General features: G+C 69.1%; 8 protein-coding genes. 7 read left to right on the plus strand and 1 reads right to left on the minus strand.

Going from position 1 to position 13,837, the window contains the following annotated elements:
- Positions 1-302 precede the first annotated feature (302 nt).
- From OG306_RS28855 to OG306_RS28875, 5 genes are all read left to right on the plus strand, one after another.
- Positions 303-1,682, plus strand: a complete 1,380-nt coding sequence (locus OG306_RS28855; protein WP_266749127.1) for a diaminobutyrate--2-oxoglutarate transaminase family protein — start codon at positions 303-305, stop codon at positions 1,680-1,682.
- Between the two features lie 29 nt (positions 1,683-1,711).
- Positions 1,712-3,601 (plus strand): IucA/IucC family protein, encoded by a 1,890-nt coding sequence (locus OG306_RS28860; protein ID WP_266749128.1) that lies wholly within the window; start codon positions 1,712-1,714, stop codon positions 3,599-3,601.
- A gap of 44 nt (positions 3,602-3,645) precedes the next feature.
- Positions 3,646-4,452 (plus strand): GNAT family N-acetyltransferase, encoded by an 807-nt coding sequence (locus tag OG306_RS28865; protein WP_266749129.1) that lies wholly within the window; start codon positions 3,646-3,648, stop codon positions 4,450-4,452.
- A gap of 78 nt (positions 4,453-4,530) precedes the next feature.
- Positions 4,531-6,579: an IucA/IucC family protein gene (locus tag OG306_RS28870; RefSeq protein WP_266749130.1), complete on the plus strand. Its 2,049-nt coding sequence runs from the start codon at positions 4,531-4,533 to the stop codon at positions 6,577-6,579.
- A 50-nt stretch (positions 6,580-6,629) separates the two neighbouring features.
- A complete protein-coding gene (locus OG306_RS28875) occupies positions 6,630-8,600 on the plus strand; it encodes an ATP-dependent DNA helicase (protein ID WP_266749132.1) in 1,971 nt (656 codons plus the stop codon).
- Between the two features lie 110 nt (positions 8,601-8,710).
- Here OG306_RS28875 and lexA read toward each other — a convergent pair whose 3' ends face one another.
- The gene (lexA, locus tag OG306_RS28880; RefSeq protein ID WP_093898912.1) at positions 8,711-9,505 is read right to left on the minus strand and encodes a transcriptional repressor LexA; all 795 of its coding nucleotides are present in this window, start codon (positions 9,503-9,505) and stop codon (positions 8,711-8,713) included.
- A 605-nt stretch (positions 9,506-10,110) separates the two neighbouring features.
- Here lexA and nrdR point away from each other — a divergent pair.
- Positions 10,111-10,623, plus strand: a complete 513-nt coding sequence (nrdR, locus tag OG306_RS28885; protein ID WP_266749133.1) for a transcriptional regulator NrdR — start codon at positions 10,111-10,113, stop codon at positions 10,621-10,623.
- Between the two features lie 159 nt (positions 10,624-10,782).
- Positions 10,783-13,686, plus strand: a complete 2,904-nt coding sequence (locus OG306_RS28890) for a vitamin B12-dependent ribonucleotide reductase (protein WP_266749135.1) — start codon at positions 10,783-10,785, stop codon at positions 13,684-13,686.
- Positions 13,687-13,837: the final 151 nt, after the last annotated feature.

A 13,837-nucleotide genomic window follows, 5' to 3' on the forward strand; every position in this document is an offset into this window, starting at 1 on the left:
TCAAGGCTTCTTTACTGCACTTCGGCAACGCTCCGAGCCATCTGCTCCGAACGTCCGGCGGACATCCGAAACACTGTCCGAGCCTTCCGTGCGGCCCCCACTATGCCGGTGCCGATGGGGACGGTACGCAGCAGGGCCATGGTTCCGCCCCCGCAAGGATCTTCGGATTTACCCGTGATCCACCGCGACCGGCGTCGTTGGTACGTGCGAGGGACTCGAGGACAGCGTTCATCCCCGTAGTCCGTCCGTACGCCGACGAACTGACGTGCAACGCAACTGTTACAGCAGGAGGACCAACAGCCGTGGCCGTGACCGAACCAGCTCCGGTGGCAGTACCGGCGGTGCACGAGGGGATCCTGCGCCGCCAATCGCTGCGCGAATCCGCCGCCCGTACCTACGCGCGCTCACTGCCGATCGTGCCGGTACGGGCCCGTGGGATGACGATCGAGGGTGCGGACGGGCGGCGATACCTCGACTGTCTCTCCGGGGCAGGCACCCTGGCGCTCGGGCACAACCACCCGGTGGTCCTGGAGGCGATCAGGAAAGTGATCGACTCGGGTGCACCGCTGCACGTGCTCGACCTCGCGACCCCGGTCAAGGACGCCTTCACCACGGAGCTGTTTGCCACCCTGCCGCGGCAGTTCGCCGACAACGCCCGGATCCAGTTCTGCGGACCTGCCGGTACGGACGCCGTGGAAGCGGCGTTCAAGCTGGTCCGTGCCGCGACCGGACGCAGCGGACTTCTCGCCTTCACCGGCGCCTACCACGGGATGACGGCGGGAGCCCTGGCCGCTTCGGGCGGCGCCGAGGACGTACGGGTGACGAGGCTGCCTTTCCCGCAGAACTACCGCTGCCCCTTCGGTATCGGCGGCGATCGCGGCGCGGAGACGGCCGCCCGGTGGACCGAGAGCCTCCTGGACGATCCCAAGGGAGGCGCACCCGCGCCGGCCGGCATGATCCTCGAACCGGTGCAGGGGGAGGGCGGCGTGAACCCCGCCCCCGACGACTGGATGCGCCGAATGCGCGAGATCACCGAGACCCGGTCCATCCCCCTGATCGCCGACGAGGTCCAGACGGGCGTCGGCCGCACCGGTGCCTTCTGGGCGGTCGAACACAGCGGGATCGTGCCCGATGTGATGGTGCTCTCCAAGGCCATCGGCGGTTCCCTCCCGCTCGCGGTGATCGTCTACCGTTCCGAGCTCGACACCTGGCAACCGGGCGCCCACGCCGGCACCTTCCGGGGCAACCAACTCGCGATGGCGGCCGGTACGGCCACCCTTTCCTTCGTGCGGGAGAACCAGCTCGCCGAGCGCGCCGCGATGCTCGGCGCCCGGATGATCGCACGCCTTCAGGTACTGGCCACGGACCACCCGTCCATCGGAGACGTCCGCGGACGGGGCCTGATGATCGGAGTGGAACTCGTCGACCCCGAGGCCGCCCCGCAGGGCGGCAGCCCCGAGCCGCCGCCCGCCCCGGCCCTCGCCGCCGCCGTCCAACAGGAATGTCTGCGCCGCGGGCTCATCGTCGAACTCGGCGGACGCCACTCGACCGTCGTGCGGCTCCTGCCGCCCCTCACTCTCACCGACGAACAGGCAACAGCGGTCGTGGACCGCCTCGCCGACGCCCTGGCAGCCGCCGAGCGTCTGCCGCACCGCAGGAACACGACCGGGTCGATCCGCTGACCCCGGACACCATCACAAGGAAGACCGCCGTGAACCCCACCCCCGCGCCCCAGGCCGACGGCCCTCCCCCCACCCAGCAGCGAGGACAGGACGCATACACCGGCAACCTCGTCGTCGAGCACACCACCGTGCCGCGCCAGAAGGCGGCACCGCACGACGAGCGCTACGCCCCGAAGTGCCCGAACACCGGCGCGGCACCCGCCGATCTCCTCGACCATCCGGATCCGCTGCGCGCCGCCGACACGGCGGGTGCCGAGAACCTGCTCCGCTGCTGGGTCCGGGAGAGCGACCTTTCCCGGCCGGCCGGGGACACCCTCCGGATCCCCCTCCCCGCAAGCGGAACCGCACTGCTCGTCCCCGTCGTCTACTGGTCCGCGACGGGCTGGCACCGCTTCGGCACGCCTGTCCTGGAGGGGGCGCCCGAAGGAGCGCCGACGGCCGACGCCGTCACGGTCGCCGCTCTCCTGGGGCGCGAGGCCGACCACCACGAAGGCGCCGACTTGGTGGCCCGGGTCGCCGACTCGGTACGGCGGACCGCCGGCTTCATCGCCGAACGGCGCCGCACTCCGGACGCTCCGCCGGAAGCGGACTTCTTCCTCACCGCCGAGCAGTCACTTCTCCTGGGACACCCGCTCCACCCCACCCCCAAGAGCCGCGAGGGCCTTTCCGACTCCGAATCCCGCCGCTACTCACCCGAGTTGCACGGCTCCTTCCCGCTGCACTGGATGGCCGTCGACCGGTCCGTGCTGGCCACGGACTCCGCCTGGACCGACGGAGGGCGTCCCGTACCGGCCACGGAACTGGTCACCTCCCACGCCGGAGGAGTGCGGCTCCCCGACAACACCGCACCGATTCCGCTCCACCCCTGGCAGGCCCGCGAACTCGGCCACCGGCCCGAAGTGATCGCCCTGCTCGACGCCGGACTCCTTCACGACCTGGGACCGCACGGGAAGCACTGGCACCCCACCTCTTCCGTCCGTACCGTGCATCAGCCAGGTGCCGAGGTCATGCTCAAGCTCTCCCTCGGTGTCCGCATCACCAACTCCCGTCGTGAGAACCTCCGCAAGGAACTCCACCGCGGAGTAGAGGTCCACCGGCTGCTCCGCAGCGGACTCGCTGCGCAGTGGCACGCCGTCCACCCGGGCTTCGACATCGTCCGCGACCCCGCCTGGCTCGCCGTCGACGGCCCGGACGGAGAGCCCGTCGCGGGCCTCGACGTGATGCTGCGCCACAACCCGTTCGGCCTGTACGACGACGCCGTCTGCATCGCCGCGCTCACTGCCCCGCGCCCCTGGCCCGGCCGGGCCGGCATGTGTTCCCGCCTCGTCCAGATCGTTCTCTCCCTGGCCGCCGCTACCGGAAGAGCTGTGGGAGCCGTCGCCACCGAGTGGTTCCTGCGCTACCTCGACCGCGTCGTACGCCCCGTGCTCTGGCTCGACGCCCACGCGGGCGTGGCGCTCGAAGCCCACCAGCAGAACACCCTGGTGCTGCTCGACCCGCACGGCTGGCCCGTCGGCGGCCGGTACCGCGACAACCAGGGCTACTACTTCCGGGAGTCCCACCGCGCAGCACTGGAGCACCGGCTCCCCGGCATCGGATCGGTCAGCGACACCTTCGTCTCCGACGCGGTCACCGACGAACGGTTCGCCTACTACCTCGGCATCAACAATGTGTTCGGCCTGATCGGAGCCTTCGGCGCCCAGCGCCTCGCCGACGAGCACGTGCTCATCGCCGCGTTCCGTCGGTTCCTCGGCTCTGCCACGGCACTCGGCTCACCGCTGCCCGCACATCTGCTGGACAACCCCCAACTGCGGTGCAAGGCCAATCTGCTGACCCGGTTGCACGGCCTCGACGAGCTCGTCGGGCCTGTCGACACCCAGTCCGTGTACGTCACCATTGCCAACCCCTTGTATGTCTGAAGGACGATGACCACCGCCTGAACCGCCGAGAGGAGAGCAACACCGTGGCTCCCGCCGATGCGCACACCGACGCCGGTCCCGGACCTGCCCCACAGACCGACACGGGCACCGACGACACCCTGGACCTGCCGCTCTCCGAAGAACTCCTCGCCGTGTTCGGGGAGGACACACCGGCCACCGCCGTACAACCGCTGCCGCCGATCGGGCCCGCGTCATCCGCACCGGATGGCGCGGGCCCGGCCGCGGGCGCGCGGGCGACCGTGAGCAGAGCGGCCTCCTCCGCTCTGCTCGACCACCCCGCAGACTGGGGGCCGGTGGCCACCCCGGCCGGTGTGTTCCAACTCGTCCCCGTGCGGCTGGAGCGCGATCTCGCCGTGATCAGCCGCTGGATGAACGACGCGGCGGTCTCGGCGTTCTGGGAACTCGCCGGATCCGAAGCCGTCACAGTCGCTCATCTGCGTCCTCAGCTCGACGGTGATGGACGCAGCGTCCCGTGCCTCGGCGTGCTGGCCGGCGTCCCCATGAGCTATTGGGAGATCTACCGCGCGGATCTCGATCCGCTGGCGCGCCACTACCCCGCTCGCCCGCACGACACCGGAATCCACCTTCTCATCGGTGGCGTGAACGACCGTGGACGCGGTGTCGGTACGACCCTGCTCCGGGCCGTCGCCGACCTCGTACTCGACAACCGCCCCCTGTGCGCGCGGGTTGTCGCGGAGCCCGATCTGCGTAACACCCCGTCCGTCTCCGCCTTCCTGAGTGCCGGCTTCCGCTTCTTCGCGGAAGTCGAACTCCCCGACAAACGAGCCGCCCTGATGATCCGCGACCGAACCCACCGTGCCCAGCTGTGAAAGAACCGAACGCACTGAACGAACCGCTGCAACGCGTACACCGCTCGAACCCCATCGGTTCCACCCGGAGGAGTCCCCGTGCCGAAATATCCTGCGAGCCATGATTCAGCGGAGTCCGACGCGCTGCTCAGCACGCCAGAACTGAACCGGACGGTCTGGGACAGAGCCGCCGCCCGACTGCTCGCGAAGATGCTCGGTCAATTCGCCTACGAGGAAGTCATCGAGCCGGAAGCCATCGAACGGGAAGCCACCGAACCGCTCGGGCAGGCCGACGGCGGCGATACGTACACCCTCACGCTCGACGACGGTGGAACGCTGTCTTTCAGCGCCCGGAGGGGTGTGTACGGCGGTTGGCACATTGCCCCCGAGTCGATCCTGGAGACGTCCGGGGGCGTCCTGGAGGCACAAGCCGGAGCGGCAGGCACGAGCGACGGGGACGCACCGGCGGAACGGCCGCGTGACAGCGACCGGGGCGCGTCCGTAGAACGGCCGCGTGACAGCGGCCGCGGCGGGCCCGCCGATCCGCCGCTGGACCGGAACGGCGTGCCTGTCCCCTTCCGGGATCCGCTGCAGGACCGGAACGGTGGCGCCGTCCCCTTCCGGGATCCGCTGCAGTTCCTCGCCCGCGCTCGCCACCTCCTCCGGATCGACGGCGCCACCCTCGGCCACCTCATCCGCGAGATCACCACCACCCTCGCCGCCGACGCCCGGCTGGACCACACCGCGCTCTCCGCCGCCCGGCTGGCCGACCTCGACTACGCCGAGCTGGAAGGGCACCAGACGGGCCACCCCTGGCTCGTCGCCAACAAAGGGCGCCTCGGCTTCTCCGCCACCGACGCGGCCCGCTACACGCCCGAGGCCCGCAGGCCGGTCGGGCTGCCGTGGATCGCTGTCTCCACCCGGATCGCCGCCTACCGCGGAGTGCCCGGCCTGGCGGCTCCCGAGCAGTTGTACGCACAGGAACTCGACCCGTCGGTCCGCGACTCCTTCGCCGCCGTGCTCCGCGCCCGCAACCTCGACCCCGACGGCTACCTCTGTCTTCCCGTGCACCCCTGGCAATGGGATGAATGGATCGTTCCGGTCTTCGCCCCGGCCATCGCCGCAGGCGACATCGTTCCGCTCCATGCCGACGCGGACCTCCGGCTGCCGCAACAGTCCATCCGCACCTTCGCCAATGTGACCCGCCCCGACCGGCATACCGTCAAACTGCCCCTGTCGATCCTCAACACGCTGGTCTGGCGGGGCCTTCCGACCGAACGCACCCTCGCGGCCCCCGCAGTCACCACCTGGGTCCAGGGCCTGCGCGACGGGGACACCTTCCTCCGCGACACCTGCGGCGTCATCCTGCTCGGCGAGGTCGCCTCCGTGGCCGTCGAACATCCGCTCTACGACCGCCTCCCCGAGACGCCGTACCAGTTCAAGGAGATCCTCGGCGCGATCTGGCGAGAGCCCCTCCAGCCCAGGCTCGCGCCGGGCGAACGGGCCCGGACGCTCGCCTCGCTGCTCCACACCGACCCCCGGGGCCGCGCCTTCACGGCCGAGCTCGTCGCCCGTTCCGGACTGACTCCCACCGCCTGGCTGACCCGGCTCTTCGCGGCGCTGCTCCCACCGCTGCTGCACTTCCTCTACCGCTACGGCACCGTGTTCTCCCCGCACGGCGAGAACGCCATCGTCGTCTTCGACGAACAGGACGTACCGGTGCGCCTGGCGATCAAGGACTTCGTGGACGATGTGAACATCAGCTCCCAGCCGCTGCCGGAGCACGAGTCGATGCCGCAGGACGTACGCGACATCCTCCTCATGGAGGAGCCCTCCTTCCTCACCCAGTTCATTCACGCCGGACTGTTCATCGGTGTCTTCCGGTTCCTCTCCCCGCTGTGCGAGGAACAGCTCGGAGTCCCGGAGGCCGATTTCTGGTCACTCGTGCGGGCCGAGATCCTGCGGCATCACGCCCGTTTTCCCGAGCTCAAGGAGAGGTTCGAGTTGTTCGACATGCTGACGCCCCGCATCGAACGTCTCTGTCTGAACCGCAACCGTCTGCATGTGGACGGCTACCGGGACCGCTCCCGTCGCCCGCACGCGGCGATCCACGGGACTGTGCCGAACCCGCTCCACCCCTCCGTCTGAGTCCGGGAGTGATCGCCGTTGTCAGTGGTGCCCCGTAGGGTGGTCGGGCTATGACGAAGCCATCCCTCTCCGATCTCCTGCACGCCGCCGTGACCGCCGTCGGCGGTACGGAACGGCCTGGCCAGGCCGCCATGGCCACGGCTGTTGCCGAGGCTGTCGACGACAACGCCCATCTGCTCGTCCAGGCCGGTACCGGCACGGGCAAGTCCCTCGGCTACCTGGTGCCCGCGCTGGCGCACGGGGAGCGCGTCGTCGTGGCCACGGCGACCCTGGCGTTGCAACGCCAGCTCGTGGAGCGCGACCTTCCGCGTACGGTCGACGCCCTGCATCCGCTGCTGCGCAGACGTCCCCAGTTCGCCATGCTCAAGGGCCGGTCGAACTACCTCTGCCTTCACCGGCTCCATGAAGGTGCGCCGCAGGACGAGGAGGAGGGGCTCTTCGACCAGTTCGAGGCCGCGGCCCCGTCGAGCAAGCTCGGTCAGGATCTCCTACGCCTGCGGGACTGGTCGGACGAGACCGAGAGCGGCGACCGTGACGACCTCACCCCGGGCGTCTCCGACCGTGCCTGGGCGCAGATCTCGGTGTCCTCCCGCGAATGCCTGGGCGCAAGCAAGTGCGCGTACGGCGCGGAGTGCTTCGCGGAGCTGGCCCGCGAGCGTGCCAAGCTCGCCGACGTCGTCGTCACCAATCACGCCCTCCTCGCCATCGACGCCATCGAAGGCGCTCCGGTGCTCCCGCAGCACGAGGTTCTGATCGTCGACGAGGCGCACGAGCTGGTCTCCAGGGTCACCGGAGTCGCCACCGGCGAGCTCACCCCCGGCCAGGTCAACCGCGCCGTGCGCCGCGCGGCCAAGCTGGTCAACGAGAAGGCCGCCGACGCCCTGCAGACCGCGTCGGAGGGCTTCGAGCGGGTGATGGAGCTGGCGCTGCCCGGCCGTCTGGAGGAGGTCCCCGAGGACCTCGGCTACGCACTGCTGGCGCTTCGCGACGCAGCGCGTACGGTGATCTCATCCATCGGCGCCTCCCGCGACAAGTCCGTCCAGGACGAGGACGCCGTCCGCAAGCAGGCCCTGGCGGCGGTGGAGACGATTCATGGCGTCGCCGAACGCATCACCCAGGGCTCGGAGTACGACGTCGTCTGGTACGAGCGGCACGACCGTTTCGGCGCGTCCGTGCGGGTCGCCCCGCTCTCCGTCTCCGGATTGCTGCGCGAGAAGCTCTTCACCGAACGGTCCGTCGTCCTCACCTCGGCCACGCTCAAGCTCGGCGGGGATTTCAACGGAGTGGGGGCGTCGCTCGGACTCGCTCCCGAAGGCACCACGGGCGACGACGTTCCGCAGTGGAAGGGGCTCGACGTAGGGTCGCCCTTCGACTACCCGAAGCAGGGCATCCTGTACGTCGCCAGGCATCTGGCCACGCCGGGTCGCGAGGGTTCCCGCACCGACATGCTGGACGAGCTCGCCGAGCTGGTGGAAGCGGCGGGCGGGCGCACCCTGGGACTGTTCTCGTCCATGCGGGCGGCCCAGGCCGCCGCCGAGGAACTGCGCGGCCGGCTCGACAAGCCGATCCTGCTGCAGGGCGAGGAGACCCTCGGAGAGCTGATCAAGAACTTCGCGGCCGATCCCGAGACCTGCCTCTTCGGCACGCTGTCGCTCTGGCAGGGCGTCGATGTGCCCGGTGCCGGCTGCCAGCTGGTGGTCATGGACCGGATCCCGTTCCCACGCCCCGACGACCCGCTGATGAGCGCACGCCAGAAGGCGGTCGAGGAGGCCGGTGGCAATGGGTTCATGGCTGTCGCGGCGACGCACGCCGCGCTGCTGATGGCTCAGGGCGCCGGCCGACTGGTCCGGGCCACGGGCGACAAGGGAGTCGTCGCGGTGCTCGATCCGCGGCTGGCCAACGCCCGGTACGGCAGCTATCTGCGAGCCTCGCTGCCCGACTTCTGGTACACCACCGACCGCAACCAGGCGCGCCGCTCACTCGCCGCCATCGACGCGACGGCCAAGGCCAACGGCCAGTAGCCCGTCCGCCCCGGTGTCCGATGTCCGTGGACCCGGGGCGGACGATGGCACAGGCAGGGCCCCGGGATCGGCGCAGTGGATCCCGGGGCCCGGTCGGAGCCGGCGAGTCATCACACCCGCCGCAACACCGCCACCACCTTGCCGAGGATCGTCGCCTCGTCGCCAGGGATCGGCTGGTACGCGGAGTTGTGGGGGAGCAGCCACACATGGCCGTCCTCCCGCTTGAAGCGCTTGACCGTGGCCTCGCCGTCCAGCATGGCTGCCACGATGTCGCCGTTCTCCGCGACGGGCTGGCGGCGCACGGTGACCCAGTCGCCGTCGCAGATCGCCGCCTCGATCATCGAGTCACCGACGACCTTGAGGACGAACAGCTCACCGTCACCGACCAGCTGGCGGGGCAGCGGGAAGACGTCCTCGACCGATTCCTCGGCGAGGATCGGGCCACCCGCTGCGATCCGGCCGACGAGCGGCACGTACGACGCCGCGGGCTTCCCGGTCGTATCGGTGGGCTGCGAGCTGGGCTGGTCCGAGCCACGGACCTCGTACGCCCGGGGGCGATGGGGATCGCGACGAAGGAAGCCCTTGCGCTCCAGGGCCATCAGCTGATGGGCGACGGAGGACGTGCTGGACAGGCCCACTGCCTGACCGATCTCCCGCATCGAGGGCGGGTACCCGCGCCGCTGCACGGAATCCCGGATCACCTCGATCACGCGCCGCTGCCGGTCCGTGAGCCCCGAGCTGTCCGCCCGGATTCCTGGAGGTCGGCCGGGTAGCGAGCGCGCTGGGCGCACGGGTTCCGGCCCCTCCGTGTTCGTGACTGAGTCATTCATGGCATGCACCGGCTCGAGTCGGCTCTGGGAGCGGTCCTGGGCAGTGATGGTGGCACTGTCTGCGGTGGTGGTCACGTCGGCCCCTCTCGAATGGTCTCCCTAGCTGGACAACGGTAGTAGCTTTCGAAAGGTTGCGCCAAACACACGTTCGAGTGAAAAACTAATAAAAGTCTGTCGTGTGTTCACTGCTGGGTGTATGCGCGATGCGAAGGCGGCCGGGGCCCCCTTCGGGGCCGGCCGGTCGGACCGACCGGTTGGCTCGGGCGGTCGGCCCGGGTGGCGATCCGGCTCATTACGCTAGCGTCCGCCGGTGCGTCGTCGCCACGCGGGGTGTCCTTCCGGTCGACGCCCGGGGGGCGAGAAGGGTGCGGTCCGGTTCCGGTGGGGGGGGTGTCGGGGTTCGACAGGTGGGGCCCCGACAACCTGGCAGCCGCGCGGTTCCCGTAACCTCGTGGTCGGCCGTACGCTGCCTGCTGGCCGCCCGCGACGCGCGACACGCGCCGGGGCCGAATGTGCGACCAAACCCAAGATCTAGTGGTTGGATTGCTCCAGCCGCCCAGAAGTTGTGGTCCCCGGTCCGCCGGGAGTGCGGCCATCGCCTATGCTTGAGACTGCTTCGAGGGGCCCTGGCGGGCCCTGAAGAGGCCATTCAGTCGTGCTGTGAAGGAGGGTTGGGAGCTATGCACTGCCCCTTCTGCAGGCACCCCGACAGCCGGGTCGTCGACAGTCGCACCACCGATGACGGCACGTCGATCCGCCGTCGCCGTCAGTGCCCCGACTGCTCCCGCCGCTTCACGACGGTGGAGACCTGCTCGCTGATGGTGGTCAAGCGCAGCGGTGTGACCGAACCCTTCAGTCGTATCAAGGTCATCTCCGGCGTGCGCAAGGCATGCCAGGGGCGGCCGGTCACCGAGGACGCCCTCGCCAAGCTCGGCCAGCGGGTCGAGGAGGCGGTGCGCGCCACCGGCAGCGCCGAGCTGACCACCCATGACGTGGGTCTGGCCATCCTCGGCCCCCTGCAGGAACTCGACCTCGTCGCGTACCTGCGTTTCGCGTCCGTGTACCGGGCGTTCGACACACTTGAGGACTTCGAGGCCGCCATCGCGGAACTCCGCGAGCGGCGGTCTCCCGTGGAGGAACGCGGGACCGGCGAGACCCTTGAGGTCCCCGTGCCCGCCGTCGCCGCCGACTGAACGACACCGGCCGGTGGGCACGGGTCCGTGGATCGGCGGCAGGCGGCTGTATAGACCTGCTCCGGGTGCTGTGCGCGGCACACGGAGTATCAGAGACAGACTGTGCCCCGGGAAGTTCTGGGCACTTCAGGGCGTTTTTGCCCACATATGGGAGGCGGCATGACAGAGACGGCGAGCGGCCCGGCACGAGGTTCCCGAGCCAAGGGATCCAAGTCGAGCAAGGGTCTGCGTATCGAGCGCATCCACACCACCCCCGGCGTGCATCCGTACGACGAGGTGACGTGGGAGCGCCGTGACGTCGTCATGACCAACTGGCGCGACGGTTCGATCAACTTCGAACAGCGTGGCGTCGAGTTCCCCGACTTCTGGTCGGTGAACGCGGTCAACATCGTCACCAGCAAGTACTTCCGCGGGGCTGTCGGCACCCCGCAGCGCGAGACCGGTCTGCGACAGCTCATCGACCGGATCGTGAAGACGTACCGCAGGGCCGGCGAGGACCACGGCTACTTCGCCTCTCCCGCAGACGCCGAGATCTTCGAGCACGAGCTGGCGTACGCCCTCCTGCACCAGATCTTCAGCTTCAACTCGCCGGTCTGGTTCAACGTCGGTACGCCCCAGCCGCAGCAGGTCTCGGCCTGCTTCATCCTGGCCGTCGACGACTCCATGGAGTCGATCCTCGACTGGTACAAGGAAGAGGGCATGATCTTCAAGGGCGGCTCCGGCGCCGGCCTGAACCTCTCCCGTATCCGCTCCTCCAAGGAACTGCTGTCCTCCGGTGGCAACGCCTCCGGACCGGTCTCCTTCATGCGCGGCGCCGACGCCTCCGCCGGAACGATCAAGTCCGGTGGCGCCACCCGACGCGCGGCCAAGATGGTCATTCTCGATGTCGACCACCCCGACATCGAGAACTTCATCGAGACCAAGGTGAAGGAAGAGGAGAAGATCCGCGCCCTGCGCGACGCGGGCTTCGACATGGACCTGGGCGGCGACGACATCACGTCCGTCCAGTACCAGAACGCCAACAACTCGGTCCGCGTGAACGACGAGTTCATGAAGGCCGTCGAGTCCGGCGGCAAGTTCGGGCTGCGTGCCCGGATGACCGGTGACGTCATCGAAGAGGTCGAGGCGAAGTCCCTCTTCCGTAAGATGGCCGAGGCCGCCTGGGCCTGCGCCGACCCGGGCATCCAGTACGACGACACGATCAACCAGTGGCACACCTGCCCGGAGTCCGGCCGGATCAACGGCTCGAACCCGTGCAGCGAGTACATGCACCTGGACAACACCTCGTGCAACCTGGCCTCGCTGAACCTGATGAAGTTCCTCAAGGACGACGGCAAGGGCAAGCAGTCCTTCGAGTCCGAGCGCTTCGCCAAGGTCGTCGAGCTGGTCATCACCGCGATGGACATCTCCATCTGCTTCGCCGACTTCCCGACGCAGAAGATCGGCGAGAACACTCGCGCCTTCCGCCAGCTGGGCATCGGTTACGCCAACCTCGGCGCCCTGCTGATGGCGACCGGCCACGCGTACGACAGCGACGGCGGCCGCGCCCTCGCCGGTGCCATCACCTCGCTGATGACCGGCACCTCGTACAAGCGTTCCGCGGAGCTCGCGGCGGTCGTCGGCCCGTACGACGGCTACGCCCGCAACGCCGAGCCGCACCAGCGCGTCATGAAGCAGCACGCCGATGCGAACGCCGCGGCCGTCCACATGGACGACCTGGACAACTCGATCTGGGCCGCCGCGACGGAGGCCTGGCAGGACGTCATCCGCCTCGGCGCGAAGAACGGTTTCCGCAACGCGCAGGCCTCGGTCATCGCACCCACCGGCACCATCGGTCTCGCGATGTCCTGCGACACCACCGGCCTTGAGCCCGACCTCGCCCTGGTCAAGTTCAAGAAGCTGGTCGGCGGCGGCTCGATGCAGATCGTCAACGGCACCGTCCCGCAGGCCCTGCGCCGCCTGGGCTACCAGGAGGAGCAGATCGAGGCGATCGTCGCCCACATCGCCGAGCACGGCAATGTGATCGACGCCCCCGGTCTCAAGGCCGAGCACTACGAGGTCTTCGACTGCGCGATGGGCGAGCGTTCCATCTCCGCGATGGGCCATGTGCGCATGATGGCCGCTATCCAGCCGTGGATCTCCGGCGCGCTCTCCAAGACGGTCAACCTGCCGGAGACGGCCACCGTCGAGGACGTCGAAGAGGTCTACTTCGAGGCGTGGAAGATGGGCGTCAAGGCGCTCGCGATCTACCGCGACAACTGCAAGGTCGGGCAGCCGCTCTCCGCGAAGACCAAGGAGAAGGGAAAGCCCGCAACGGATGCAGTCACGGCCAAGGCCGAGGACACCATCCGCAGCGCGGTCGAGAAGGTCGTCGAGTACCGCCCGGTCCGCAAGCGCCTCCCCAAGGGCCGTCCCGGCATCACCACCTCCTTCACGGTGGGCGGCGCCGAGGGCTACATGACCGCCAATTCCTACCCGGACGACGGTCTCGGCGAGGTCTTCCTGAAGATGTCCAAGCAGGGCTCCACCCTCGCGGGCATGATGGACGCCTTCTCCATCGCCGTCTCGGTCGGTCTGCAGTACGGCGTCCCGCTGGAGACGTACGTCTCGAAGTTCACCAACATGCGCTTCGAGCCGGCCGGTATGACGGACGACCCGGACGTGCGGATGGCGCAGTCGATCGTCGACTACATCTTCCGCCGCCTCGCGCTGGACTTCCTGCCCTTCGAGACCCGCTCGGCACTCGGCATCCACTCAGCCGAAGAGCGTCAGCGTCACCTCGACACCGGTTCGTACGAGCCCTCCCTGGAGGACGACGAGCTGGACGTCGAAGCCCTGGCCCAGTCCGCCCCGGTGCGGACGGAGCCCCTGAAGGCGGTGGCCCCTGTACAGGAGGCCGAGAAGCCGGCGCCGATGACGGCGCACACCTCGGCGGAGCTCGTCGAGATGCAGCTGGGCATCAGTGCGGACGCACCGCTCTGCTTCTCCTGCGGTACGAAGATGCAGCGCGCCGGGTCCTGCTACATCTGCGAGGGCTGCGGCTCGACCAGCGGTTGCAGCTGACAATGAGCGCAACTGCGTCTGATGCAACAGTGAATATTTGCTGCTGAGGGCGCTGAGCTCCACTTGAGAGAGGGTGCCGACCACCGGTCGGCACCCTCTCGCGCGTCTTGGATCTGCGAAGACGAGAGACGTCGCACAAGCGATCCGTCGA

It is taken from the genome of Streptomyces sp. NBC_01241, from assembly GCF_041435435.1.
In the GTDB taxonomy this organism is placed as follows: Bacteria; Actinomycetota; Actinomycetes; order Streptomycetales; family Streptomycetaceae; genus Streptomyces.